At 33.0% G+C, this 25141-nt stretch carries 29 protein-coding genes and 1 pseudogene; 8 read left to right on the top strand and 22 right to left on the bottom strand.

Annotation, left to right across the window (positions count from 1 at the left end):
* Positions 1-175: 175 nt before the first annotated feature.
* The 5 genes from MHH69_RS04775 to MHH69_RS04755 all read right to left on the bottom strand — a co-directional run bounded on the left by MHH69_RS04775 (position 176) and on the right by MHH69_RS04755 (position 4150).
* On the bottom strand, positions 176-1078 hold the full coding sequence (locus tag MHH69_RS04775; protein ID WP_341361834.1) for a chemotaxis protein: 903 nt from the start codon (positions 1076-1078) through the stop codon (positions 176-178).
* A 99-nt stretch (positions 1079-1177) separates the two neighbouring features.
* Entirely contained in the window at positions 1178-2503 is a 1326-nt protein-coding gene (locus MHH69_RS04770) for an MFS transporter (protein WP_122972406.1), read from the bottom strand.
* A 50-nt stretch (positions 2504-2553) separates the two neighbouring features.
* A complete protein-coding gene (locus tag MHH69_RS04765; RefSeq protein ID WP_341361833.1) occupies positions 2554-3438 on the bottom strand; it encodes an NAD(P)-dependent oxidoreductase in 885 nt (294 codons plus the stop codon).
* A gap of 255 nt (positions 3439-3693) precedes the next feature.
* Positions 3694-3870 (bottom strand): aspartyl-phosphate phosphatase Spo0E family protein, encoded by a 177-nt coding sequence (locus MHH69_RS04760; protein ID WP_122972409.1) that lies wholly within the window; start codon positions 3868-3870, stop codon positions 3694-3696.
* Between the two features lie 91 nt (positions 3871-3961).
* A complete protein-coding gene (locus tag MHH69_RS04755; RefSeq protein WP_341361832.1) occupies positions 3962-4150 on the bottom strand; it encodes a hypothetical protein in 189 nt (62 codons plus the stop codon).
* 120 nt (positions 4151-4270) lie between these two features.
* Between MHH69_RS04755 and MHH69_RS04750 the strand changes: the two genes are divergently transcribed.
* Together MHH69_RS04750 and MHH69_RS04745 are read left to right on the top strand one after the other, a co-directional pair.
* Entirely contained in the window at positions 4271-4462 is a 192-nt protein-coding gene (locus tag MHH69_RS04750; protein ID WP_122972411.1) for a YkvS family protein, read from the top strand.
* Between the two features lie 103 nt (positions 4463-4565).
* On the top strand, positions 4566-5177 hold the full coding sequence (locus MHH69_RS04745; RefSeq protein ID WP_122972412.1) for a CPBP family intramembrane glutamic endopeptidase: 612 nt from the start codon (positions 4566-4568) through the stop codon (positions 5175-5177).
* 98 nt (positions 5178-5275) lie between these two features.
* On the opposite strand, the gene MHH69_RS04740 is transcribed toward MHH69_RS04745, so the two are convergent.
* The 9 genes from MHH69_RS04740 to MHH69_RS04700 all read right to left on the bottom strand — a co-directional run bounded on the left by MHH69_RS04740 (position 5276) and on the right by MHH69_RS04700 (position 17317).
* The gene (locus MHH69_RS04740; RefSeq protein ID WP_122972413.1) at positions 5276-5722 is read right to left on the bottom strand and encodes a MarR family winged helix-turn-helix transcriptional regulator; all 447 of its coding nucleotides are present in this window, start codon (positions 5720-5722) and stop codon (positions 5276-5278) included.
* An 84-nt stretch (positions 5723-5806) separates the two neighbouring features.
* Complete coding sequence (locus MHH69_RS04735; RefSeq protein WP_158599705.1) at positions 5807-7273, bottom strand: ATP-binding protein; 1467 nt, start codon at positions 7271-7273, stop codon at positions 5807-5809.
* A gap of 539 nt (positions 7274-7812) precedes the next feature.
* Positions 7813-8613 carry a glycerophosphodiester phosphodiesterase family protein gene (locus tag MHH69_RS04730; protein ID WP_341361831.1) on the bottom strand — a complete coding sequence of 267 codons (801 nt, stop codon included), beginning with the start codon at positions 8611-8613 and terminating at the stop codon, positions 7813-7815.
* 139 nt (positions 8614-8752) lie between these two features.
* Entirely contained in the window at positions 8753-10123 is a 1371-nt protein-coding gene (locus MHH69_RS04725) for a TrkH family potassium uptake protein (RefSeq protein ID WP_122973358.1), read from the bottom strand.
* Between the two features lie 79 nt (positions 10124-10202).
* Positions 10203-10973 (bottom strand): TerC family protein, encoded by a 771-nt coding sequence (locus MHH69_RS04720; protein ID WP_341361830.1) that lies wholly within the window; start codon positions 10971-10973, stop codon positions 10203-10205.
* 427 nt (positions 10974-11400) lie between these two features.
* Positions 11401-12978 carry a peptide chain release factor 3 gene (locus tag MHH69_RS04715; RefSeq protein WP_122973360.1) on the bottom strand — a complete coding sequence of 526 codons (1578 nt, stop codon included), beginning with the start codon at positions 12976-12978 and terminating at the stop codon, positions 11401-11403.
* A 192-nt stretch (positions 12979-13170) separates the two neighbouring features.
* Entirely contained in the window at positions 13171-14640 is a 1470-nt protein-coding gene (locus MHH69_RS04710) for a UDP-N-acetylmuramoyl-L-alanyl-D-glutamate--2,6-diaminopimelate ligase (RefSeq protein WP_341361829.1), read from the bottom strand.
* Positions 14641-14642: 2 nt separating this feature from the next.
* Positions 14643-15701, bottom strand: a complete 1059-nt coding sequence (locus tag MHH69_RS04705) for a M42 family metallopeptidase (protein WP_341361828.1) — start codon at positions 15699-15701, stop codon at positions 14643-14645.
* Between the two features lie 224 nt (positions 15702-15925).
* On the bottom strand, positions 15926-17317 hold the full coding sequence (locus MHH69_RS04700; RefSeq protein WP_122973363.1) for an aldehyde dehydrogenase: 1392 nt from the start codon (positions 17315-17317) through the stop codon (positions 15926-15928).
* Between the two features lie 139 nt (positions 17318-17456).
* Between MHH69_RS04700 and MHH69_RS04695 the strand changes: the two genes are divergently transcribed.
* On the top strand, positions 17457-17612 hold the full coding sequence (locus MHH69_RS04695) for a hypothetical protein (RefSeq protein ID WP_174232709.1): 156 nt from the start codon (positions 17457-17459) through the stop codon (positions 17610-17612).
* A 117-nt stretch (positions 17613-17729) separates the two neighbouring features.
* Here MHH69_RS04695 and MHH69_RS04690 read toward each other — a convergent pair whose 3' ends face one another.
* Positions 17730-18347: a thermonuclease family protein gene (locus tag MHH69_RS04690; protein ID WP_122973364.1), complete on the bottom strand. Its 618-nt coding sequence runs from the start codon at positions 18345-18347 to the stop codon at positions 17730-17732.
* Positions 18348-18595: 248 nt separating this feature from the next.
* A pseudogene (locus MHH69_RS19310) lies at positions 18596-18691 on the bottom strand (LPXTG cell wall anchor domain-containing protein); the annotation flags it as partial.
* Positions 18692-19195: 504 nt separating this feature from the next.
* Here MHH69_RS19310 and MHH69_RS04685 point away from each other — a divergent pair.
* Together MHH69_RS04685 and MHH69_RS04680 are read left to right on the top strand one after the other, a co-directional pair.
* Positions 19196-19609, top strand: a complete 414-nt coding sequence (locus MHH69_RS04685; protein ID WP_122973365.1) for a hypothetical protein — start codon at positions 19196-19198, stop codon at positions 19607-19609.
* 20 nt (positions 19610-19629) lie between these two features.
* Positions 19630-19965, top strand: a complete 336-nt coding sequence (locus MHH69_RS04680; protein ID WP_122973366.1) for a hypothetical protein — start codon at positions 19630-19632, stop codon at positions 19963-19965.
* A gap of 186 nt (positions 19966-20151) precedes the next feature.
* Here MHH69_RS04680 and MHH69_RS04675 read toward each other — a convergent pair whose 3' ends face one another.
* From MHH69_RS04675 to MHH69_RS04665, 3 genes are all read right to left on the bottom strand, one after another.
* Complete coding sequence (locus MHH69_RS04675) at positions 20152-20568, bottom strand: hypothetical protein (RefSeq protein ID WP_122973367.1); 417 nt, start codon at positions 20566-20568, stop codon at positions 20152-20154.
* A 417-nt stretch (positions 20569-20985) separates the two neighbouring features.
* Entirely contained in the window at positions 20986-21189 is a 204-nt protein-coding gene (locus tag MHH69_RS04670; RefSeq protein ID WP_122973368.1) for a hypothetical protein, read from the bottom strand.
* Positions 21190-21707: 518 nt separating this feature from the next.
* Positions 21708-22289 (bottom strand): phosphatidylglycerophosphatase A family protein, encoded by a 582-nt coding sequence (locus MHH69_RS04665; protein WP_122973369.1) that lies wholly within the window; start codon positions 22287-22289, stop codon positions 21708-21710.
* A gap of 141 nt (positions 22290-22430) precedes the next feature.
* Here MHH69_RS04665 and MHH69_RS04660 point away from each other — a divergent pair, with 141 nt between their 5' ends.
* The 3 genes from MHH69_RS04660 to MHH69_RS04650 all read left to right on the top strand — a co-directional run bounded on the left by MHH69_RS04660 (position 22431) and on the right by MHH69_RS04650 (position 24183).
* On the top strand, positions 22431-23150 hold the full coding sequence (locus MHH69_RS04660; RefSeq protein WP_122973370.1) for an alpha/beta hydrolase: 720 nt from the start codon (positions 22431-22433) through the stop codon (positions 23148-23150).
* Positions 23151-23231: 81 nt separating this feature from the next.
* Positions 23232-23747 (top strand): YjcG family protein, encoded by a 516-nt coding sequence (locus MHH69_RS04655; RefSeq protein ID WP_122973371.1) that lies wholly within the window; start codon positions 23232-23234, stop codon positions 23745-23747.
* A gap of 4 nt (positions 23748-23751) precedes the next feature.
* Positions 23752-24183, top strand: a complete 432-nt coding sequence (locus MHH69_RS04650; RefSeq protein ID WP_341361827.1) for a GNAT family N-acetyltransferase — start codon at positions 23752-23754, stop codon at positions 24181-24183.
* Between the two features lie 80 nt (positions 24184-24263).
* On the opposite strand, the gene MHH69_RS04645 is transcribed toward MHH69_RS04650, so the two are convergent.
* The 3 genes from MHH69_RS04645 to spoVAE all read right to left on the bottom strand — a co-directional run bounded on the left by MHH69_RS04645 (position 24264) and on the right by spoVAE (position 25138).
* Positions 24264-24512, bottom strand: coding sequence for a stage VI sporulation protein F (locus MHH69_RS04645; RefSeq protein ID WP_122973373.1), 249 nt, complete (start codon positions 24510-24512; stop codon positions 24264-24266).
* Between the two features lie 13 nt (positions 24513-24525).
* Complete coding sequence (locus MHH69_RS04640) at positions 24526-24702, bottom strand: YjcZ family sporulation protein (RefSeq protein ID WP_174232710.1); 177 nt, start codon at positions 24700-24702, stop codon at positions 24526-24528.
* A 67-nt stretch (positions 24703-24769) separates the two neighbouring features.
* A complete protein-coding gene (gene spoVAE / locus MHH69_RS04635) occupies positions 24770-25138 on the bottom strand; it encodes a stage V sporulation protein AE (RefSeq protein ID WP_122973374.1) in 369 nt (122 codons plus the stop codon).
* Between the last annotated feature and the right edge of the window lie 3 nt (positions 25139-25141).

Here is a 25141-nt window from a genome sequence, read left to right as displayed (position 1 = left end):
TAAAATAATCCCCTATAAAAATGTTAGGTTAATAGATAATTTCATGATTTTTCACTAGTTTACCATATGTTAAATAGAGGCGATATAAAGTTAACGGTCGGAAACTATTTCAAGTATCCGACCGTAGAAAGGAAATATAAAATTTAATGATTAAGGATACCTATTCGAACTTTTATTATAAAATCAATTTATCCATTGTTAAGATAAGCTCTGCAATTTCCGGTTTACTAATTTGCTCGTCAGCTCCAACCGATTCACCTTTATGACGAAGATCATCTGTAATTAAACTTGAAAAGATAATAACAGGCAATTTGCCAAGCTCTGTATGGGATTTGATTTTCTTTGTAAAGTGGTGACCGTCCATTTGAGGCATTTCAATATCTGTAATAACTAATTGAACATGTTCTTCAATCGCACTATTTGTTTGCGTTAATGTCTCTAAATAATCATATGCATCTTGCCCATTTTCGAAAAACTCTAAATTCACATAGCCTGCTTCATGCATTGTATCATGTAGTAGTTTTCTTAATAACGGTGAATCTTCTGCAATAACAATTTTCTTCTCTGAACGATCACGTTCTCCAAGTTTTCTTACAGAATTCACATTAATGCCCGATTCTGGGTTAATATCGACCATAATCTTCTCAAAATCTAATAATAGAATCATCGAATCATTTTGTTTAATAACCCCAATGACTTGCGACGAACCGCCTTGATACATATCTGAAGGTTTTTCAATAGCATTCCAAGAAATACGGTGGATTTGCGTAACGTTATCGACATGGAAAACAACCTTTTGCTTATTAAATTCTGCAACAATATATTTTTGTTGAGCGCTGTAGGAACCATTGGAAATTCCTAAAACTTTTAACATATCTACAACAGGCAACACTTCGCCCCGTAGTTGTATAATTCCTTCTACATGTGGATGGGCATGTGGAATAAAAGTAACTGGTATAGGCTGAATAATTTCTTTTACTTTTATCACGTTTATACAAAATTTATTGTTTGCCACTTCAAATTCAACTATTTCTAGTTCATTAGTACCACTTTCTAATAAAATTCCTTTTTGTTCCAAAATGTTTTGCCCCTTTCCCTACTACGATATAACTATTTCATCGCAATGGTAAAAAACATAGATTTATAAATAGATTGTATCATAGGGAAGCCTTTTCTCCTACTCTTGATTTTCATTTTTAGGACTTACATACAAATGAATATAGAGACCAATAATTGTTAAGATTAGTAAAGAACCTAGGGCAACTCTACTAGCTAAAGTTCCATAATCCTTTAGAAGTAATGTCACTGTTCCATAAAGAGCTGGCCCAATGATTGAGGAAACCTTTCCTGAAAAGGCAAATAACCCGAAAAATTGCCCCCGTTTCTCTTCGGGTGACAACTCGATAATAAGCGTCCTTGAAGTAACCCACATAGAACCAAGGGAAACCCCAAACATACTTCCAGCAACCCAAAACATCCACTGTGCCGTTGCAAAGACTGCTAAAAGTAGTGCCAAGGACATAATAACGGCAACAATTGTAATCGCACGTTTTGCCCCAATTGATTTTGTTATATAACCAAAAACAAAGGAACCGATAATCGTTGAAACGGTACTTACTAAATAAAGAATAATAAATTGCCCGGAAGTAAACCCGACGATTGCCGTTGCATATATTGCCATCATCGCAATTGTTGTCGCAATAGCATCATTTAAGAAAAAGTATGTAATCATAAAGGTGAAAATTGCTTTATACTTTTTCATTTCTTTAAAGGTTTGATAAATTTCTTTATAACCTTCAATAAACTTAATTTTTTTTCTTTTCTCCTTTGGTATTGGTTGATCTTTTATAAAGATAAATAAAGGTAAAGAAAAAAGAAGATACATAATAGCCGTGGGGATAAAGGAACGGTGGAAGTCGCCATCGTTTACTATCAAATAAACTAACAACCCAAAAATCGTACCTAAATAGCCGACTGCTACACCAAAACCAGAAATAAGGGGCATCTCTTCTTTCGTTCCGAGATCTCCCATCATCGAATCATAAAATACTAAACTCGAATTAAAGAAAAACTTTGCTATAACGAAACTGACTACGACAAAAAATAAACTAAGTGGAATACCAGTAGAACTTACTCCAAAATCAATACTCGCCAATATTCCCATCATAAAAGTAAAGAAGATGGAAATGGAAGCAAACCATGCAATAAATCTTTTCTTATAACCCGTTTGATCAATCCACACACCAAAAAGGGGTGAAAACACTACTAAGAAAAAGCTAGCTACTGCATTGGCATAAGATATAAACGTGCTTGCCACCTGTTGTCTTACTTCGTCTGTCCCCAATACTTCATCCATGTAAAAAGGGAAAAAAATTGTATTAATATTCGATGAAAAGATTGTGTTAGCGAAATCATAAAAAGCCCAAGACAAAATAGGTAAAGATAAATATAAGGCAATCGGACTTCTTGGTTTAGCGTTGTTCTTACTATACGTTTTCCCCAAAGCACTCGCTCCTAAATGTAATTTGATATCCCCAAACTAACATTACGTTGTTAATCTTCCACATAATATTTGATTAATGCTTGAGTTCCCTTCTCACCATATCCTTTTTCTAGTAAAGTGTTATACAGCTGTTTTGAAAGTTTAACACCTGGCAAATCTAAATCCATACGCTCTGCTTCTTCAATAGCAATTTTCATATCTTTAATAAAGTGCTTTACATAAAATCCTGGTTCTAAATCGCCTTTAATCATCCGTGGTCCTAAGTTACTTAAAGACCAGGACCCCGCAGCACCGGTAGAAATCGATTGAAGAACCTTATCGATATCTAAACCAGCTTTTAAAGCATAGGCAATCGATTCGCAAACACCAATCATATTTGTAGCAATTAATAATTGGTTGCACATTTTCGTATGCTGCCCTGCCCCAGGTCCCCCTTGGTATACTATATTCGAACCAAATATTTGTAGAATCGGTAATAACTCATCAAAAATTTCTTTATCGCCGCCCACCATAATGGAAAGGGTTCCATTTTGTGCTCCAACGTCGCCGCCAGATACAGGGGCATCTATACTGAAAATCCCCTTTTCTTTCGCCTTCGCATATAAATTTTTGGCTAATGTCGGCTCAGATGTCGTCATATCTACAACAACAGCTCCTTTTTTAGCTGTTTGAAATATACCATCTTGACCGCTATATACTTCTTCCACATCAGAAGGGAAACCAACCATTGTAAAAATAATATCTTTTCCATCTGCCGCTTCTTTTGGTGTCGGTGCCCATTTTGCACCTAGTTCCACTAATTCGGCTGTTTTAGATTTCGTACGAGAGTATACCGTCACGTCAAAGTCCGCCTTTAATAAATGCTTTACAATACTCGCTCCCATTACGCCTGTTCCGATAAATGCAATTTTTTTACTATGTAACGTCATATCCATTACTCCTTTTTTAACTGAATTAAAGCAACAATATTTTCCACTTTAATGTAGTTTAGCAAATAATCAAACTTTTGTAGAGGTATCGGGAAAAGAATTAAGGGAATATTTACAAAGGGAAGGAAAATAAAAAAGAGAGCAGAAGACTTATCTTCTGCTCTTAAAGGGGGAAATGAGAATGTTGCTGTGTTCATTTATAATATCTCCACCTATTTCATTCTTTAAACAAATTTCTCCAAAAAAATTTTTGTTTTTTTATTATACGTAATAATAGTCATCATTACTTTTAAAATCTTCATCTTCATATTGATTCATTAATCGATCTAATTCTTTACTTAATTGAATCGTTTTTGGGTTCTGCAGACCATACTCAATCCCAGATTTAATCATCATTTGTCTCTTTTTTTCCAGTTCTTTTAAAAGGTCTTTTCCCAAGAAGACTCCTCCTAAAAAATAAAGATGATTATATTATAAAGTTTTACAATCAAATAAGGGAGGAAATCGGTTGACAAAGTTCGACACTTCCTTAACTTCTAGGCACTTCTAAAAAAGTGAAAATGACATTCCCACCTTGTAATGCTTCCCCACGAAAATGTTTAAACATTTCATCTTTCACTAATACTTCACGGAACTGTAAAAATTCCTCTTTGGAAATCTCAATACTATTTACTTCCCCAGCTTTTAATTGCTCAATCATTTGTTTATATTTTTCCATAAATACCCATACCACCTTTATAAAATTAAAATAAAATTGATTAATTATTCAAAAATGTATTTACTTTTTTTAGATTTTCATGCAAACTTTCTTAATATTAGTAATAAGGAGATGACTCTTATGAAAATAGCAGAAGTTGGAAATATCGTCGAGTTCAAAGAAGGATTACAAGGGGTAGTTGAGAAAGTAAACGAAAACTCAGTCATAGTCGACTTAACGATTATGGATAATTTCCATGACCTCGATATGGAAGAAAAGACAGTTGTTAATCACAAGCGATACAAAATATTAAACCATCCAGGTGGTAATTGATGCTAGATCAACATGTCCAATAATTTAATTTCCCTTTTCATTTATTAAAAGATGATAGGGAAATTTTTTTTTGTTAAAATAGGGAAAAGGAGGTCATTACCCAATGAACATATCAAAACAATTTGCTGGACTCCTTCTTTCCTTACTTTTCATTTATGTAATGCTATTTTTCACTTTTAAAGAATCAAATATTTTTTGGTATCTTTATACCTTTACTCTTCTAGTTGGAATGGCCATCGCTATTATTTATGGGAAATTTAAAGACGAGCTCCCAACGTGGAAATATTTATTATTTGGTATTGGATATAGTACTATTTTATACGGTATTATTCGCCTTGGCTATATTACGCTAACGACTTGGAATGGAAATATCGAACAAAATGTTCATACCTTTTTAGAAACTTATGGTCCAAATAATATCTGGCATTATTTATTACTAATTTTTGTTATTGTCGTAGGCGAAGAATTATTTTGGCGTGGGTATGTTCAACAACAAATAAAAAAATGGATCTCACCAAAAATAGCAGTAATTATTACGAGTTTTTTATTTGCGTTATCCTTTAGTTTTAGCGGATTTTCCCCTGGTATTTTAGTAGCTTTATTAAGTGGACTAGTATGGGGAACTCTTTATGAATGGAAAAAAAGTATGCCTCTTATTATTGTTTCCCATGAAGTATTTATTTTATTATTATTTATGATTTTACCTTTCTTCTAAAACCCCGATAGGAAATTTTATTATTTTAAAATAACTAAATGAATTATATATAACAAGTCAAAAGGAGTTGTCTCATACTTAAGATGAGACAACTCCTTTTAATATGACAAATCTTTAATTGATAGTCCTAATTTTTTCAACAGTTCAATTGCCGTATCCTTTTCCTCAGGTGTAAGCACACTTAACAACTCATGTAAATTTTGCTCATGTTCAGGGAAAAGTTGTTGCATAAATTCCGAACCCGCTTCAGTTATATCTGCAAAAGTGACACGACGATCGGAAGGACAAGAAACCCTTTGCAAGTAGCCTCTTTTCTCTAATTTATCAATTACATACGTAATGGAACCACTTGCTAACAAAATTTTATTACCAATTTGTTGAAGGGGTTGACGTCCTTTATGATAAAGTAGCTCTAGAACGGCAAATTCAGTCGGATTTAACCCGTGCTGTTGGAAAAATTGATTCGTCACTTCATTTATGGCTTTATTTGCTCGTGATAAAACTATATACAATTTAAGCGATTGCTTAATTTCATTAGTAGACATGACAAAACATCCTTTTTATCTAGATATAAATGAATTATAGCGATAAAAAGAAAGTTTTGCAAAGCAAGTAACGGGTATTGTTTCTTAAACAACCGGTAATCGATCTAATGATTCTTTCTTTATCCAAACATCGATTAGTTTTTCTTTTTCTGTACAAATGACCTTCTTATCGCAAATTGGTAAAGAAATTTTAAAGGTTGTCCCTACGCCAACGGAACTCTCAATATTAATGGAGCCATGATGCTCTTCAATGACCTTCTTAACTAAAGGTAGACCGAGACCAGTACCTGTTGGCTTTGTTGTATAAAATGGTGTAAACAATTGATCAATTTCTCTATCGGTTAAACCTGGACCTTCATCAATAACTAATACATCAATTTCATCATTATTCGTTTCAAGTTTAATAGTAATAGTACCGCCTTCTACCATTACTTCGATAGCATTTTTTACTAAGTTAATAAGCATCTGTTTTAGGCGTGTATGATTACCTTTGATATTCAAATGGTAATAATTATAGCTATCTATTTTTAGCATTATATTGTTTTGCAGTGCAAATGGAATCATTAATTCCACGACATCTTGGACAATTTGAAATACCGAAATTTCTTCGTAATGGACTTGTTTCGGTTTGGATAAATATAATATTTCATTTAAAATTTCATCCATTCTTTGTAATTCGGAATCCATTACATTTAAATAATTTAAATTATCACCGGAAGAGTTTATTTTAATTAATTCGAGAAATCCTTTTAATGAAGTTAGGGGATTACGAATTTCATGGGCAATACTAGCAGCCATTTGTCCAATACTGTCTAGAGTTTCCTGCTGTTCCACTTGTTGCTTCAGTAACATGATTTCTGTTTCATCTGTCATTGTCGTAACGATCATATTCATTTTGTAATTAAATTTACTATCAAGTTTTAAAAAAATTTCTTCTCCATGTTTATTCATTCCTGAAACATGGACGGATGCTCGTCCAGTATTAAGAAGATTAGCGAAGTATTGTAATTTACTATATTCATAGTCTTCTAATTTCTCAAAAATCATTTCATGCTGCTTATTAATAAGATGATTTTTTCCGCATTGGAAGTATTCAAGTGCCATATCATTTGCATCTAATATATATCCATTTTTATCAGATAAAATAATACCATGGGAAATATCATTAAACATTGAATAAATATCAAGGTTACTTTTTTGATTCAAAAGACTTCTTTTTTCTGTCATTAAAGCAATTCTGGCAAAGACAAGATTTTTTTCTTTATGAAAATATCCAATCAAGCGAATTTCTTTATAACGATTTTCGCCTATTTTTACATTTAAATTACAAAAGCCACCTAATTCGTTTTGAATTTTCGACACAAAATCATTCCAACGAGCCTTTGATAACTCGTCCAATTGTAATTCCTGTCTGCTTGCCGGATCTATATTTAACAGTTGCGCTGCAAAGTCATTAATTGATTCAATTTGACAAGAAGTATTTAAAATAAGCACAGGATCATTAACGGTTTTAAACAATTTCCTAAAGATAGGTCTAACAGTTTTCACCATTTTGCATACACCAATCCCTTCCATTTGGAAAAATACTCTCTAGCACGCAATTCATTCATATCTATTCTATTAATTGGAAGTTCTATTTATGACTTCCTTTTTTTAATTTTACAAAATATTCTTAATATATATTTATAACAAATTATTCCATACTTCATTTGGTAATAAAATGGGCAATAACTATCATTTTTATTTAATTGATATTTATAAAATATTAATTTTCATTTTTTATAAATAATTATTTGTTATTAATGTGTAAAAAGTTCTAAGCAAAAATTCCCTATCTTATCAAAATAAAATTAAGAATCCCCCGTTCTTTTTACCCAATTTAATACTGAGTTAAACATCCAAAAGTAAATTTTTTATTTAATAAATATGGAAGAATAATAAATTCACTATTTGTATAGTATTTCCCACAAAAATATTCCTTATTCTTCCTTATGAAAATCCCCTTCAATGTATACCAAAAAACAATAAAAAAAGTCTCATAAATCGTATATGAGACTCCCTTTCCAAAAACTTCATTTAGTTTTTCATCATTATGTTCCATAATTCTCCATTATTTTGATCATTTCTTTCGTATCGTTTATGAAATCCGTAAAGGCACCATCCACATTATATAATAAAATATCCATCATTAAATCTTGCTCGTTATCATGGAAAAACCATACATATACTTTTAATCCTTCCGAATGCATTCGTTCAACAAATTCTTTATTAATTTGATTTGCGTTAGGTGCGATAGCCATGGCGTATTGCTTAATACGACTAACGTCCAAATATGTTACATTATCATTTAATACCGTATACACAAGGGGAATATTTCGATTTAACTCTCTTATTTTTAAAAGGCTTTTTTCAGAAAAGGAACCAATCATCACTTGTTGTTGTAACCCATATTGATTTATTAAATGGATGAGTGGTTCTTCCATCTTCGGCTTGTAATTGACTAGTCTCGTCTCAATATAATAATTCGTACTATTTCCGAAGTTAGAGAAAATTTCTTCCAAAGTTAAAATTTTTTCCCCATTTTTTAAGCTTAATTTTTTTATCTCCTCTAATGTCTTTTCCGATACGTCTCCCGTCCCATTCGTCGTTCTATCAACAGAGTGATCATGTAATGCTATTAAATGGCCATCTTTTGTCATCCTTAAATCGATTTCAATATAATCAGCTTGCCTTTCTATAGCCACTTTATAAGCTGTTTCAGAATGTTCAGGAGCAACATCATTAGCCCCACGATGAGCAATTATCAAAATTTCATCTTGTGAGTTTGCCAACACAACTATTAAAGAACTGAATGTGATCATAAAAGTTAGGAAAACGATTAATTTCTTCATATGCTTATTTTATCTTAGTTCAATTTATTTCATGCTTACAGTTTGAAATAAGCTATAGAATTTCAAAACAAATTTTAATGGCATACAAATAAGGGGTGAAACAATGTTTCAACATTATTTCACCTCTTTTAAAATAATTTTATCCAATGATTACCCGTTCTTTTGGATAACGGTATGGAGCTTTTTCTGCTTTTCCACCTAACGTATATAAAAATGAAATTAAACCAACTCGACCAATAAACATTAAAATCATGATTACGAATTTCCCTTCCGTCGAAAGATGTTCCGTTATTCCGAGGGACATACCTGACGTACCGAAGGCGGAAGTAATTTCAAATATAATTTGGGTTGTTGATGCAGCTGGTTCTGTTATTAACAAAATCATCGTTGCAATCATCACCATAAAGAACGCTAAAATAATCACAGCATATGAACGGAATATATCTATTAAATAAATTTCACGTCCAAATAACTGTATCTCTGTACGTCCGTTTGCAAAATTAATTAAAAATAAAATCGCCAATGCAAAAGTTGTTGTTCGGATTCCTCCACCGACTGAACTAGGAGAAGATCCGATGAACATTAAAAAACTTAAGAAAATATCTGTCGCCTCACTAAACTGAGTAATATCAAATGTAGTTAATCCTCCAGATCTAGTTGAAATCGAATGAAACATAGCAGTAAATAATTTTTCATGCCATGGCATTCCTCTAAAGGATTGGAAAGATTCGATTATTAATATGATGATCGAGCCTGCAACAAATAAAATTCCATAAGTTAATGTTGTTATTTTTGTAAATAAACTAAATCGGAAAGTTGGATCTTTACGAAACAAAAAGTTTTTCAGTTCAATTAAAACTGGAAATCCAATGGCTCCAAGTACAATGAGAATCATCGTAATAAATTGAACAAAATAATCCGAATGGAACGGTCTTAAACTATCTCCCGTTATATCAAATCCACCGTTTGTTGTTGCAGAAATCGATGCAAACACTCCATGTTTAAACGCTTCACCCCACGTATCAAAATATTGGTGATAATGAATCGATAAAATAAGTGCACCAATAGCTTCAATGATGAAAAGAACTTTTACGATTTCTTTTAATAATTGAACAACACCCGATAAATTGTACTGATTGTAATCAATCATGATTAATTGTCTTTCGCGCATTCCAATTCTTTTACCTGTAATAATCCATAAAAAAGTACCTAGCGACATAATACCAATGGCCCCAAGTTGGAGAATGATTAATAATACGAACATTCCAAAATGAGTGAAAGTCGATGATATATCAAATACGGTTAAACCTGTTACACTTACTGCACTAACCGCTGTAAATAAAGTATCAACAAGGGATATTTCAACATTGTCTTGGTATACTGCAGGTATTCTTAATAATAAGAAAGAAGTTGCAATCGCAATAAAATAATAAGTTACAAGTAGTTGAAATGGTGTGATAATTCTAGTCTTTTTTGTATATCGGACCACCTGATTCGCCTCTTTATTCATTTAGTTCTAGTTACACCAGTATAATGAATATCTCCTTAAAAGGAAAGAGGGACAGTCATGACCGCCCCTCTCATTTCTTCTATTCACCTGTAGCATGTTTTTTCTTTTTCGCAACACTTGTAAACCAACCACCGAGAGCAATAGCGAGCAATACACCCCAGAATATAATTTCCCAAGTAGCTGAATGTGGGAAGTCATGTGGAAGAACACCAACTTTATCATGGGATAAAGTTAACACAACTAATTTCACACCTACCCAACCTACGATTAAAAAGGCTGCTGTTTCTAGATCTGGATAATCGTTTAAAATTTTAACGAACCATTGAGCTGCAAATCGCATTAAAATCATCCCGATAATACCACCGAAGAACATGACAGCGAACTGTCCAGCGTTGATTCCTCCAATATGGAAATCCCCAACCTCTGGTAATGTAACGGCAATGGCAACGGCAGCAAGCATTGAATCTACTGCAAAGGCGATGTCTGCAAATTCAACTTTAGCCACTGTAGCCCAAAAGCCTTTGCCTTTTTGAGATTTCTCTTCTGCTTCTTCCTCTTCTTCTTCCTTTTTAAATTTCTGCTCATATATATTTTTAATTGAAATGAATAATAAGTAAAGGGCACCTACTGCTTGAATTTGCCAATAATTTACCAATACTGTGATTAAGAATAAAGCAACGAAACGGAAAATAAATGCACCTAACAATCCATAAAATAATGCTTTCTTCTGTTGGTCTTTTGGTAAATGTTTAACCATTACAGCCATAACAACTGCATTATCTGCGGCTAATAAACCTTCTAATACAATTAAAACTACTAATACCCAAGCATACTCTAAAAATATTTCCACAAAACTTCCTCCTTATACCTTTTGTATACCCATAAAGTCGGTATTTTAAAAATAGAAAAACATAATACTCACTTTGTAGCTGAAAATCAATTACTGTTTATTTGATTTTACATTCCATTAGCAATTGTCATAATACTACTGATTTTCCGCACCTTTATTTGACAAAAGAAAAGACCTCTGCCTCATAAAGGCAAAGGTCTTGCTAAGCAATTTGAATGTCTTCAAAATAAATTATTTTGAAAACGAAAAAATCAATGCTATTACATCCGATGGTTATAAAACCATGTAATGACGAATGTAAAGTAAGTATTCGAAATACTTATAGCTACTCCCCTTTGACATAGTCAAATGGATATTCAGTTTTCTACTGAATTTATTATAGCACAGTACCTTTTAAATGCAATGAAATAATTGCCTCTTTTTCCTATTACAGTAAACTATACAGTTTAATATTTTCATTTTTATCGGAAAACCAACGCATCGCAAATTCATTTTCGAATAAAAAGACATAATTATCAAAGCGATCTTTTACAAGCATCGAACGGGACGATGACATTGATTCTTTGACATCTTCCTCATTTTCAATCCAACGAGCAATTTTTGAACCGATTGGTTGCATTTGTACTTCCACGTTATATTCATTTTTCATACGATGCTCGAATACTTCAAATTGTAGTTGACCTACTGCACCTAGAATAACTTCTTCCGTATGAAGAGTTTTATAATATTGTATTGCACCTTCTTGAACTAATTGTAAAATCCCTTTATGGAATTGTTTTGATTTCATCACATTTTTTGCAGTAACACGAACGAAAATTTCCGGTGTGAATTGAGGTAATTTTTCAAATTGGAAAGATTTCTTCCCACCTACTACCGTATCTCCTATTTGATACGTACCTGTATCATAAAGACCGATGATATCACCCGCAACCGCTTCATCAACCGTTTCTCGATCATCGGCTAAAAATTGCGTGGATTGGGATACTTTAAAAGTTTTATTTGTTCGAGATAAAGTAATATTCATTCCACGTTCAAATTTCCCTGACACTATCCGAACAAAGGCAATACGGTCACGGTGAGCTGGGTTCATATTCGCTTGAATTTTGAAAATGAAACCTGAGAATTCGTTATGTTCAACAGGATCAATAAATTGTTCATCTTCTGTTAGGCGAGGCTGTGGTGCAGGTGCAAATTTTAAATACGTTTCTAGGAACGTTTGAACACCAAAATTCGTTAAAGCAGAACCGAAAAATACAGGTGTTAATTCTCCTCGACGAATTTTTTCCTCTGAGAAGTCATTTCCTGCTTCGTTTAACAGTAAAATGTCATCCATTGCTTGCGTATAATAAGAAGTCACTTTCATTGGGTGATCGACTGCTAATTCACCATCTTCATTAATCGGTAAGAAACGATCGGATTCATCAGTACGAAATTGTTCGATACGCTGATTATAGCGATCGTAAATTCCTAGAAACTCTTTCCCCATACCAATTGGCCAATTCATTGGATAGGCATTGATTCCTAAAACTTCTTCTAATTCTTCAATTAGCTCAAGGGGTTCCTTCCCTTGACGATCCAATTTATTAATAAAAGTGAAAATAGGAATTCCGCGCATACGACAAACTTTAAAAAGTTTTAATGTTTGCGCTTCAATCCCTTTTGCAGCATCAATTACCATTACCGCACTGTCTACCGCCATTAATGTCCGATACGTATCCTCAGAGAAATCTTGGTGACCAGGAGTATCTAAAATATTGACACGAAAACCTTGATAATCGAATTGCATAACGGAAGATGTAACGGAAATTCCCCGTTGTTTTTCGATTTCCATCCAATCTGAAGTGGCAAATTTACCTGTTTTTTTCCCTTTTACAGTACCTGCATCTCGAATGGCACCACCGAATAATAACAATTTTTCTGTAATCGTCGTTTTACCAGCATCCGGGTGAGAGATAATGGCAAAGGTACGACGAGATAATATATCTTGTTCTATTTTTGAAGTCATTTTTTCCGTCTCCTTTTTTCATACCTCTCCTATAATAAAAGAATTTATGCTTGTTGCACAACATTTTTATTATTCCAATGTATGTACAAAATAAATTTATTTATAGTATGGCAATAAAATGGAATTGGCTGCCCTTTAGCATATTAGCCAATAGGACAGCCTCTTAAAAATCATATCATTAAAATAAATCGATTAAACAAATTTTAAGCGTCCTGCTTCAATGGCAATTTCTGCATCACTATGGGGATATTTCGTATTCCCTATTATTTGATAATCTTCATGCCCTTTACCGGCAAAAATAATGATATCTCCAGGTTCTGCAACTGATACTGCATGACGAACCGCTTCTGCCCGATCTCCGATACATGCATAATTTTCATGTTGCATACCTTTAGCTAAATCACTTGTAATGCTATCATACTCTTCATAGCGGGGATCATCTGTTGTCAAGACAACATAGTCAGCTATCGATGCCTTCTCCGCCATTGCGGGACGTTTCGATTTATCTCGATTCCCACCTGTTCCAACTAAAAAGATTAATTTATTTTCCGGTTTTTTATATGGTAATGCAGCTTTAATTGCCTTTTCAATTGCATCTGGAGTATGGGCATAATCGATAAAGATTTGTAATGGCAGATCCGTTTTGACTCTTTCCATTCTCCCTCTTACTGGAGCTAAATCTTCAATTTGTTCGATTATCGCTTCCATAGTGTAACCTCTTGCATAAAAAACAGCCGTAGCAGCTAATATATTATAAACATTAAATTCTCCGAGTAAGTGCATCGTAACCGGGAATTTACCTTCCGGCGTAATCATATCAAAGGTTGTAATTCCATCTTCGTAGTTACAGTTTTCTGCACGGAAAATCGCATCATTTTTCAAACCATACGTCCATACTGGATAGGATGTCATCTGTTCATATTTTTCAGACCATGGATCATCTGCATTTAAAACGACATGTTTGTTTTTAGTAAAATCTTGTCCTAATTGGGAGAATAATAACCCTTTCGCATGTCCATACTCTTCCATCGTTCCGTGGAAATCGAGATGGTCATGGGTCAAGTTTGTAAACACGGCTATATCATAATCAACACCTGCTAATCTTCCTAAAGCTAAACCATGGGATGAAACTTCCATGACCATTGCACGACAGCCTTCCATTTTTGCACGGAAAATCATTTGCTGTGTACTTAAAACGTCATTCGTTGTATTCGCCGTTTCATATAAAACACCATTTAGCTCAAATCCAATTGTTCCTGATAAGGCGGATTTTTCCCCCATTCCGACAAGCATATGATGGATAATGCCAGAAACACTCGTTTTCCCATTGGTCCCTGTAACACCAATCATTGTAATATCGTTAGAAGGATAATCAAAAAACTTAGCAGCAAGTAAACCAAGGGCACGATTTGTATTTTTTACGATGACTTGAGCCACTTCTCCTTCGATTGGTAATTCCCGTTCCGCTACAACAACGGTAGCGCCAGCATCCACCGCTTTTTGTGCAAAATGATGGCCATCTACTGTATCACCTTTTATACAAATAAACATACTTTTTGGTTGAACACTTCTTGAATCGATTGAAATATCTTTGATTCTGTTTGGTAACTGACCAATAATTTTCTTTAATGGAATCACATTTAATAGTTCTTCTGTATACATAATTAATCCTCCGAATCCATTGGTGAAGTTACATAGGTAAATAATAGTTCCGCTGTGGCTTTTAATGAATCCACATGAGTACGTTCATAAGCGTGGGAAGCTTCTATTCCTGGGCCAAACAGGGCGTGCTTCACATCGTAACCTGCTCGAATAGCAGCTGATGCATCTGAGCCATAATAAGGGTAAATATCTAGCTTATATGGAATTTCATTCGTTTTTGCTAAGTTCACTAGATAGTGAGTTAACTCATAATGATATGGTCCGCTCGAATCCTTTGCGCAAATGGATACCGTATATTCATCTGAACTTTGTCCATCTCCAATTGCCCCCATATCTACGGCAATATATTCAACCACTTGTTCTGGAACGTTCGAGTTCCCACCATAACCTATTTCTTCATTGTTGGAAATATAAAAATGAGTTGTATAAGGCAATACAATCTTCTCTTCTTTAATAAACTTCACTAATTGTAATAGCAGGGTTGTGCTTGCCTTGTCATCTAAATGACGGGATTTAATGAACCCTGACTCTGTTGTTTCAAAACGAGGATCAAAGGATACGAAATCTCCAACTTCAATCCCGATTTTCCGTACATCATCCGCATTAAAACATTTTTCATCAATGCGAACTTCAATATGGTTGTCATCCCGTTTTAAATCACCAGCTTCTTTATATACGTGGACCGTTGTTTCATGCATCAAAATCGTTCCCCGTATTTTTTTACCGTCTGCCGTATGAATTGTACAATATTCACCTTCTACAGCATTCCAACGAAAACCACCGATCATCGTCAGCTTTAAACGTCCATTAGCCTTTACTTCTTTTACCATCGCACCTAACGTGTCCGTATGGGCAGTTAAGAGTCTGTGGGAAGAATCATTTTGTCCTTTGATTGTAGCAATGATAGCTCCTTTATTTGTCTGTTTATATTCGATGCCTAGGTCATGTAAATAAGATCCTATAAATTGCATAATTGTTTTTGTATAGCCTGAAGGACTTGGAATATTTACTAATTGACCTAATAAATTAATTGTATTTTTTTCATTAAATACATTTTTCATCTAAAATCCCCCAATCTTTAGTCAGTATAATTTAATTGAATAAAGTTAATGATAACAAAATTCGTCAATAATCGACACCCAGTAATTTTATGTATTTTCATTCATAGCCTTTTGGAAAGGGAGTAATGAATCGTTGTATCCCTCATTATATCACTAGTACAGCAAAGCATTAATAGGAAATACATCGAGAAACCCATTCATTTTGAATTTCTCGATGATTTTTGTTATTTCAACATTGTTCGTACAAGTTTTACTTTTTGTTTATACGGTGGGAATAATAAATTATTGGAAAATCTTGAAGATCTCTTCATGATGGATTTTGGATGAGTAAAGTTTTCAAAACTAGCCTTTCCATGATAAGCATTCACACCCGATGGACCGACACCACCAAAAGGTAAATAAGGATTTCCTACATGGGTAACGGTATCATTAATACATCCTCCCCCAAAAGGTAATTCTTGTAGGAAATAACTAATCGCTTTTTCATGTTCTGAGAAGAAATAGGCTGCTAACGGTTTAGGTAATTTTTGTATTTCATAAATTGCCATTTTTAAACTATCATACTTCATAACGGGCAAGATAGGACCGAAAATTTCATCTTCCATAATTGGATTGGACCACGTAACATTTTCAAGTATCGTCGGTTCAATATAAAGATCGCTTTCATCGGTACTACCACCAAAAGTAATATATTCTTTTTCTGCTTCAATTAACCGTTTTAAACGCTTGAATTGGCGCTCGTTAATGACACGACCATAGTCCGGACTCAGTTGTGGATTTTTCCCATAAAATTGTTCAATTGTTTTTCTGATTGCTTTCATAAATTTTTCATAAACGGAGGAATGGACAAATAAATAATCAGGGGCTACACAAGTTTGTCCTGTATTATTAAATTTCCCCCAAACAATTCTTTTCGCTGCAACCTCAATATTTGCTGTTTGATCGACAATGGCTGGACTTTTCCCTCCGAGTTCCAATGTAATTGGAGTTAACTTTTCAGCCGCTGCTCGCATAACAACTTTCCCTACTGCCACACTACCGGTAAAGAAAATATAATCAAAGGAAGCATGAATCAATGCTGTTACTTCTTCCTTCTCGCCTTCCACTACTCGAACATAAGATGTATCGAAGGTTTCTTCAATTATTTTTTTAATTATTTTTGTCGTATGAACGGAAGATTCGGAAGGTTTTACAATCGCTGTATTACCACCAATAATAGCTCCAATCAACGGTTCCATAACAAGTTGGAATGGGTAATTAAATGGCCCGATAATTAATACAACTCCATAAGGTTCTCGCACTATAAAGCTTTTGGCAGGTTGAAAATGGACAGGCGTTTTTACTTGTACAGGTTTTGCCCATTCATCGATATTTTTCATTAAATAATTAATGCTATCAAGGACGATTCCAATTTCATTCGAATACGCTTCAAATTCACTTTTATGCAAATCCAAATTTAACGCTTTTAAAATTTCTTTTTCATATTGTTTTATTTTCTCTTTTAGTTTTAATAATTGTTTTTTTCGGAACTCAATATTTTTTGTATGCCCGGTTAAATAAAATTTTTTTTGCTCTTCAATCATGATTTCAACGTCTTTTTCAGTATATCGTGCCATTTGTAACCCTTCTTTCAATACATAATTTTCTTTATATCGTCAATAATAATTATGTACAATTTACTACAATTTGTCGTCTAAATCCTTCTAATAAGGGTAGAAAAGGATAAAACGATAAAACTGAAGGGGGCAATTTTATATGATTTCGACTGATACTTGGTGGGAGAAAATTTTTTCAGGACCATTATCTATTGGATTAAATGAAGAAAAAGTGCATCAGTTAGAGGACGAATCTTTTTTATTCTTGAAAGAAGAACAATTGCCACAAGAAAATGAACAACAGAATGATTTTTAGAAAAGGGAAAATGAAGTTTTCCTTTATCGAATCCGTTTTACGGATAAATTGAATATTGAATAGCTTATAAAAAGGGTGACTTTTCAATGAAAAGTCACCCTAAAAAATGTTTTTAACTTACTGTTCCACTACTTCTGGATGGAATCCATCTTGTTGTAAATAATTTTCTTCTTCCCAAATGTTGATTTTATTCGATTTAGCTATTTCTTCAATTTCTTTAAATTGTTCTTCCAACGTATTGTTAGGCTTATCGATATATCGAACAGCCGCATATCCTTCACGTAATAACAATTCTTGTAAAAGAACATCATCTATAAATACATAGGCTAACAATCGGCCATAATGATCTGTTTTATTTCCAACATCAGAAAGCACTTCAATTTCCGAAGCATTTTCTAGTAATTTTTGTGTATAATCCTTTGCACTCTCTGCAAAAGGCATCGGATTATTTTCTTCATAATTCATTTCCGGTGTATCGACCATTAATAAACGAACGCGCTTTTCTTTTCCATTTACCTTTAAACGGAAAGTATCGCCGTCATTCGTTGACACATATTCCGCTTTTACTAATTCATTACCCGTTGCTTTCTTTGCATATTGCGGAGTAATTAAATAGTCAGTATCTTTTTCAACTGTATTTTCTTTTGATGCTGTATTACTAAAAATGAAATAAAGGGCTACTGCAATAATAATTGTGCCACTTGTTATTAATGTTTTTACATCTACAATACTCATGTTGCTACCTCATCTATTTTTACATTTCTATTATTATACCAAAAAAACAACTCTGATTAGTAGGGGCATCTCGTGAGTTTGCATACATCATCCCAACTTTCTCTTTTTACTACAAAAAATTCCATTAAAAGATAATTTTTGATTATTAACCTCTATCATGGAACCTGTCTTATTAAAAAACCCCGTAAAAGTTAGTTTCTGTCTAACATTTACGGGGGTTCAGAGATATTTAGTAGCTTATTAAAAACTTATTTTTTTAAATATCTTTTTCTTTTAACAAAACCAAACAATGCTGCTCCAATCATGAGTAAGCCAATGAATGTTACAAGATAATTTGTTTGTTTTTCACCTGTTTGATTTTTTCAACTTTAATTTTTTACGTCAATTCATCGCCAACTTTTTCTCTCTGTCCTTCAATTGCATCGTCCTCGGCATTAAATACGGCTTTCGTACTCTTTAACTTTCCAGCACTTGAACATACTCTGTTTCAGTTAGATCCGTTTCAATTGGCTCTGTTGTTTAATCTGGGTCATAGCACGTTGCGGTATTTTAAAACGTTGAGTTTAACACGCTTTCAAGTACTTTCACTGTCACTGGTTCTTCGAATCTAAATTGATTATTAATAGAATAATTATTCTAATCCCTTTGAAACCTAATTTGAATATGATAATTATTCTCCTATGACTTCTTTAAGATTACTTCAAAATAGTATATATATTTCTTTATTAATAAAAATTCGACAAATAGTATTACTATATAACTATTTAAACTAATATTCCAATATATTCAATTACCTATAAATGGTATAAATAGGATGTAATTTACAATTATTGAAAGGAGATTTATAAATGAAATCAAGATTATCATTTTTTTTAGTAATGGTTGTTTTTATGTTAGCATTTTGGATAAAAACAGACATATCAAAAGCTTATGCTAGTGAAACTTCTAATTCTATTATCATCAAATCAGAAGATAGAACAGAAGAGTTGCTAACTAATAGGTTTGAAAATTTAATTACTCCAAACGCAGAATTATTAAAACACTGGGTAGTAAGAGTAAAATTTTTCGCACCCTACACTTCTCCTAATGGAGCTCCAAAGCTTGCATGGCATGAAGAAATTATCAATAGTACGCCAATGGCTGGATACTTGAGTTTAGTTGGTAAAACACCAGGTGGTCCAAATTATTATCAATACGAGGGATATTTATATAATAAAAAATACCCGATACCTCAACTAAGAATTGTAGAAGAAGATAAATAGAAATTAAAAGGAGGTTAATTATGAAAAAAATCATTTTGACAGTAGGAACCCTATTATTACTATCAAGTTCTTTTGGTATTAGTACTAATGCTTCTACGCTACTTACAGAAACAACTTTCACTCCAAAGTCAAAAGTTACAGCAGCAATTGAGCAGAAGTTTTACGAAATTGAAATTAGTAGAACCAACTATTTAGACTTCCCAAATGCTATATGGTATAGCTCCGGTGGATATTCAGGATATCTATATTTTAGATCTTATATGAAGCATAAAAATGGACTATGGTATGGAACTTACAATGGGTACTTATTAAAAGGCCCTTTTGAAAGTAATTCAATTAAACCAGAAGTGAAATAATTGTAATTTAATTTAAATTAATAAGAGTATTTTCTCAAAAGTCATATAACATAAACTGCGGGATAGCCCTCTTTCTATTAAATTATATGTATCAAAAAAATAGGTGTAGAGAGAGCATTTTTCTTCTCTCCACCTATTTTTATATTTCCTTTCAATTGTTTATTCGTTATTTATTAATTTATTAATTTATTCTTCTGGATATTTCCCAGTATAATATTCCATTCCTTCTTCATCAGTAACAGTTCGCTCCCCAGTTTTTTTGAAAGTTAATGATAACCCATCAGCAGTAATGAAATACATGTCCTGTTGAGTTTTAATTTCTACATTTTTATATCTTTTTTCATAAAATTCACCTGGGACAGCATCATCAGACTCTAATAATTTATCGATACTTGTTTTGTTTTTAGATTCCGGATTATTATATGCAGCGTAAATCACAAGCTCATCATCAATTACTACAATCCTTTGACTGTTCCTTTCAAACCCTTCCCCTTCAAAATCACTTGCTTTTGCCTCATACTTAACTTCATCACTTTCTGTACACGCTATTAGAGTCAAAATTAAACTAATACTTAAAAATAATAATCCCAAAGTTTTTCTCATCATCTCACCCTCCTTTATTTAAATATTTATACGATTCAAAATATTGGAAGTTTCATTTATAAAAACAAATAGAACTTTAGACCTTTATATAGTTGTATACCATTTTTAAAACCAGAAAATCTAATTAAATATCCCTATAAAACAGTCGCACAATTCGTAAATAATAAATTTAATTGCTTTCTTTCAAGATAATTTGTAATATTCAACGAAAATACAATCGATAATAAGCTAATCATTACCTGTCCCTTGTATTCTGATGTGGAAAATCCCTAAAAATGTATATCTTTATATTTTATAAATGAATTTACATTAATGTATTACTGTTCTATAAATAAACGCCCTACTAAGAATCAAATGTATAAATACGATTCTTAGTAGGGCGTTACTCTTTGTCTCATTTATCTAGTTCTTTCCAAACTAATTCAACGGAACAGCAGGGATTATTTTATCCGCCTTTGGAATTGGTGTAGGGTAAAAGCCACCGTTTTCAGCACGATCATAAGTGTTTACGATTATATGCGATTCTTTATATTGTTCCCTTAGTAGTATTTCAAATTGTTTCGGAGTCATATTTGAAATACGATAATAAAATTTTTCTTTATTTTTTTCTTGAATGTACATGTGTACCCATATTCTTTACTAAGCTTCGTCATGATTTTTTCATAAGGGATTAGAGATAAATCAATATTGCATCATTCGTGTTAACAGTTGAAGTAGCAGTTGAACAAAATATAGATACAAGCAAGAAAGTTACTGCTATATGCAATATTTTCTTCATCTTTTTTCTCCTTCTATTATTAAAATTTATTCACCAAATAAAAGACAAAAAAGATTGGCCTGAACTCTTTTATATCAAAAATTCTATACTTCTCCAGCGAGATTAAGGCTAATATTGCTAGTCCAAATTGGTATGACAATCATCTATTTAAACAGTAAATATAAAATGACCGCTATAATAATTACCCCACTCGAAATTAAAGTTTTTATATCAGATGGTTTCATACTATTCCTCACATTTTTGCTAATTTTCAAATGACCAAAAAAATCACTTGTTATAGTCATTATACATCTACATAAATATGTACAAAATAATGATGTATATATTTATGTAGTTTTTTATTTTTTGTCCAAATATCTCTTTACATCTCTGTATTGGATTTATCGGTTGAATCTAATATGACAGGAGGAACATCTGCAAAAGTTTCTCCCTCTTCCTCTAAATCCCGAGTACGGTGGGCGATTCTTGATGCGGCACATGCGGCAATACTAGCAACTAAATCATCTAAAAAGGTGTGTACACCTTCACCGCTTTTCGTATCAAGTTTTTTTATAATGCCAATTTTATTTTTATCTAGATGACCATAGGTTGTTAATGCAATACTACCATAGGTCATCACCGAACCTAATGCCAATGTTTCATCTACCCCAAATAGACCTTCATCAGAAGCGATAATGGATTGTAATGGCTCTGACAGCAATTTCTTTTCAGCTAATATATCTAATTCAATTCCTACTAAGACTGAATGTTGTACTTCTCGTTTACATAATACTCGCTCTACGGAATCGATACAATGTTCTATTAATAACCCTTCATTATAAGGAGACTGCATTTTAAAAACAATTTCAGCTATGTCTTCTACTTTTACGCCACGTTTTTCTAACGCTTCCTTCGTTGCTTTTGTTACTTCTTTTGAAGGTACTCGAATATTTTTATCATGCATGGTTTTCATCCTCATTCCCATTTTTGTTTTTGTAAATTATTCTACTAGAAACCCATTCGATGACTTACAAACATAGTACACGTTGTGATTGGTTTATGATACAATTTCGATACACTTACGATTGAAGAGGAGGGCCCCTTCGTGAACAAAGGAACTATTAAAGATATTCCATTTTTCAGTAACGCATTACAAGAAGAAATCGAATTACTAATTTATGTGCCTGCAAACTATACACCACTAAATAAATATAACATTTTAATCGCATCCGACGGGAAAGATTACTTCCAATTAGGAGGGATTACTCGTCTGGCAGATCAATTATTGGATGATTATGAAATCGAAAATATGATAATTGTCGGAATCCCTTATAAAAACGTCGAAGATAGGAAAAATAAATATATTCCAACAGGAAAATACCATGAGGCCTACTTACGATTTTTAGCCCATGAATTAGTTCCTTATTTGGATAAAGAATATTCCACTTATCAGTTAGGTTCTTCAAGAGGACTTATTGGAGATTCTATGGCTGCGACAGTTTCTTTAATGGCTGCAATAAAATATCCTAATATATTTAGTAAAGCGATATTACAATCACCATATGTGGATGAACACGTTTTAAACACTGTAGAACAATCGAAAAATAGTAACACCATTTCCATTTATCATATTATTGGTAAAGAAGAAGATAAGGTATTAACAACCGATAAACAAATAAAAGATTTTTTAACACCTAATCGAAAACTCCATCAATTATTATTATCAAAAGGGTTCAAAACTTTTTATGAAGAGTTCGAAGGCAACCATACATGGAAATATTGGAAGCCAGATTTAAAGCGGGCATTAATTGAAAATTTCAGTTAATAATTATGCCCAAAAAATGTCTAAATATTTGAAATCTGTTATAATTCTTTTATAAATTAGAATTTTAGGGGGCAATGAACTATGAAATACGGTATCGTCGCATTTCCGTCAAAAAGATTGCAAGATTTAGCTAATACGTATCGAAAACGATACGATTCCCATTATTCCAAAATCACACCGCACATTACGTTAAAAGAAGCTTTTGAAGCCGATGATCATGAAATTAACCGAATTTCTCAAACTGTTGCTTCAATTGCACAAAATTATGGACCTTTAGCGATCCATGCATCACGTATCAGTTCTTTCTTCCCAACGACAAATGTTATTTATTTCAAAATAGAACCAACAGAGCAATTAAAAAATTTACATGAAGATATCCAACAACAATTAAATATCGGCCAACCGAAACATGTTTTTATTCCACATATCACCATAGCACAAGATTTAACTGAAACAGAACATGGTGATATTTTTGGTCAATTACGAATGGTTGGTGTCGATGAACAAGAAACAATTGACCGAATTCACCTAGTTTACCAATTAGAAGATGGTTCTTGGACTACTTACGAAACATTCCGTCTAACAGGAGCGAAATAGTATTATGTTTGAAGTAAAAACAGTAGAAAATGAAAAAGAGTTGGAATTAGCATTCGCCGTTAGAAGAAAAGTTTTCGTTGAAGAACAAGGTGTTCCTGAACATTTAGAGCTAGATGAACATGATGCTACAGCTATCCACTTCATTGTCAATGATGAAGATAAAACGATTGCAGCAGCTCGACTTCGCGAAATTGAAAGTCAAGTTGGAAAGGTTGAACGTGTTTGTGTATTACAACCATATAGAGGAAAGAAGCTTGGCCTTCTTATTATGAAAAAGGTAGAGGATTATGCAATCGCTAAAGGGTGGAAAAAACTTAAGTTAAATGCCCAAAGCTACGCTATTCCATTCTACGAAAAATTAAATTATGAAGTTACTTCTCCAGAATTTTTAGATGCAGGAATTCCCCATCGTGCTATGGAGAAAATGATAAAATAAAAGCAGTCACCTTTTGTTTTGCCTCTCTTATTGTTAGTACTTCTAACAATTAGGGGGCGAAGTAGGTGACTGCTTTTACGTTAGCCTAACATTTTTTGAATTTTACTTAAATCTAAAGATTTACCTTCTTGCATAATCGATTTTACAATTCGATCTTCTAATTCTTTCGATACAGGTTTATTTGCTAACTTGCTTACTTTTTTAATGATTTTACGAACTTGCTTCTCATTGGAAAAGTCTGCATGTTGAATTGCATTCGCAAGTGCAAATATTTCTTCCATATCTACACCTGTTTTGCTTTCAATTTGTTTGAAAAAAGGGTTTTGCATTTAACTCCCCTCCTTACATATAACACTTACCTACGATAATTAATAAAATAAATAATACTACAATTAATACAAATGCAGATCCTTTATATCCTTTGCCATCCCCCATATCATATGCAGGACTTACTTGACTGGAACCACAATAATTAAAATCATAAGTTGGATTTACTTGCCCTCCACATTTATGACACATCAAAAAAAATCCCTCCTTTCTCCTTTGTATACTATGTCGGTATACAAAGAGAAGGAGGGTTATTTGTCTAATTTGCTTTACCTTTTGGTTTAAAAATTAACGCTGCAATAAAACCGAATACAATTGCAGCACTTATACCGGAACTTGTTACTTCAAACATTCCTGTTAATACACCAACCCAACCGTGCCGTTCTGCTTCAGCTAAAGCACCGTGGGTTAAGGAATTCCCGAAGGACGTAATCGGAATAGTTGCTCCTGCACCTGCAAAGTCGATTAACGGTTCATATAAACCGAGTCCATCTAAAACGGCACCTACTACAACTAATATTGATAATGTGTGGCCGGGTGTTAATTTGAAAACATCCATTAATAATTGGCCAATAACACAAATGAATCCACCAACAATAAATGCAATTAAAAAGTTAAAAAAAAGCATTTC

Origin of the sequence: Ureibacillus sp. FSL E2-3493 (assembly GCF_038077515.1) — a bacterium.
Lineage (GTDB): Bacteria > Bacillota > Bacilli > Bacillales_A > Planococcaceae > Ureibacillus > Ureibacillus halotolerans.
The sequence above is the reverse complement of the archived record's forward strand: the minus strand, read 5'-3'. Positions and strand labels throughout refer to the sequence as shown.

Excerpts from the sequence above, each read along its gene's own strand:
- MHH69_RS04765 (WP_341361833.1), bottom strand. The coding sequence starts at position 3,438 with ATGGATATGACGTTACATAGTAAAAAAATTGCATTTATCGGAACAGGC.
- MHH69_RS04755 (WP_341361832.1), bottom strand. The coding sequence starts at position 4,150 with ATGGAAAAATATAAACAAATGATTGAGCAATTAAAAGCTGGGGAAGTA.
- MHH69_RS04750 (WP_122972411.1), top strand. The coding sequence starts at position 4,271 with ATGAAAATAGCAGAAGTTGGAAATATCGTCGAGTTCAAAGAAGGATTA.
- MHH69_RS04745 (WP_122972412.1), top strand. The coding sequence starts at position 4,566 with ATGAACATATCAAAACAATTTGCTGGACTCCTTCTTTCCTTACTTTTC.
- MHH69_RS04740 (WP_122972413.1), bottom strand. The coding sequence starts at position 5,722 with ATGTCTACTAATGAAATTAAGCAATCGCTTAAATTGTATATAGTTTTA.
- MHH69_RS04735 (WP_158599705.1), bottom strand. The coding sequence starts at position 7,273 with ATGGTGAAAACTGTTAGACCTATCTTTAGGAAATTGTTTAAAACCGTT.
- MHH69_RS04730 (WP_341361831.1), bottom strand. The coding sequence starts at position 8,613 with ATGAAGAAATTAATCGTTTTCCTAACTTTTATGATCACATTCAGTTCT.
- MHH69_RS04725 (WP_122973358.1), bottom strand. The coding sequence starts at position 10,123 with ATGAATAAAGAGGCGAATCAGGTGGTCCGATATACAAAAAAGACTAGA.
- MHH69_RS04715 (WP_122973360.1), bottom strand. The coding sequence starts at position 12,978 with ATGACTTCAAAAATAGAACAAGATATATTATCTCGTCGTACCTTTGCC.
- MHH69_RS04710 (WP_341361829.1), bottom strand. The coding sequence starts at position 14,640 with ATGTATACAGAAGAACTATTAAATGTGATTCCATTAAAGAAAATTATT.
- MHH69_RS04705 (WP_341361828.1), bottom strand. The coding sequence starts at position 15,701 with ATGAAAAATGTATTTAATGAAAAAAATACAATTAATTTATTAGGTCAA.
- MHH69_RS04700 (WP_122973363.1), bottom strand. The coding sequence starts at position 17,317 with ATGGCACGATATACTGAAAAAGACGTTGAAATCATGATTGAAGAGCAA.
- MHH69_RS04695 (WP_174232709.1), top strand. The coding sequence starts at position 17,457 with ATGATTTCGACTGATACTTGGTGGGAGAAAATTTTTTCAGGACCATTA.
- MHH69_RS04690 (WP_122973364.1), bottom strand. The coding sequence starts at position 18,347 with ATGAGTATTGTAGATGTAAAAACATTAATAACAAGTGGCACAATTATT.
- MHH69_RS04685 (WP_122973365.1), top strand. The coding sequence starts at position 19,196 with ATGAAATCAAGATTATCATTTTTTTTAGTAATGGTTGTTTTTATGTTA.
- MHH69_RS04680 (WP_122973366.1), top strand. The coding sequence starts at position 19,630 with ATGAAAAAAATCATTTTGACAGTAGGAACCCTATTATTACTATCAAGT.
- MHH69_RS04675 (WP_122973367.1), bottom strand. The coding sequence starts at position 20,568 with ATGAGAAAAACTTTGGGATTATTATTTTTAAGTATTAGTTTAATTTTG.
- MHH69_RS04670 (WP_122973368.1), bottom strand. The coding sequence starts at position 21,189 with ATGTACATTCAAGAAAAAAATAAAGAAAAATTTTATTATCGTATTTCA.
- MHH69_RS04665 (WP_122973369.1), bottom strand. The coding sequence starts at position 22,289 with ATGCATGATAAAAATATTCGAGTACCTTCAAAAGAAGTAACAAAAGCA.
- MHH69_RS04655 (WP_122973371.1), top strand. The coding sequence starts at position 23,232 with ATGAAATACGGTATCGTCGCATTTCCGTCAAAAAGATTGCAAGATTTA.
- MHH69_RS04650 (WP_341361827.1), top strand. The coding sequence starts at position 23,752 with ATGTTTGAAGTAAAAACAGTAGAAAATGAAAAAGAGTTGGAATTAGCA.
- MHH69_RS04645 (WP_122973373.1), bottom strand. The coding sequence starts at position 24,512 with ATGCAAAACCCTTTTTTCAAACAAATTGAAAGCAAAACAGGTGTAGAT.
- MHH69_RS04640 (WP_174232710.1), bottom strand. The coding sequence starts at position 24,702 with ATGTGTCATAAATGTGGAGGGCAAGTAAATCCAACTTATGATTTTAAT.
- spoVAE (WP_122973374.1), bottom strand. The coding sequence starts at position 25,138 with ATGCTTTTTTTTAACTTTTTAATTGCATTTATTGTTGGTGGATTCATT.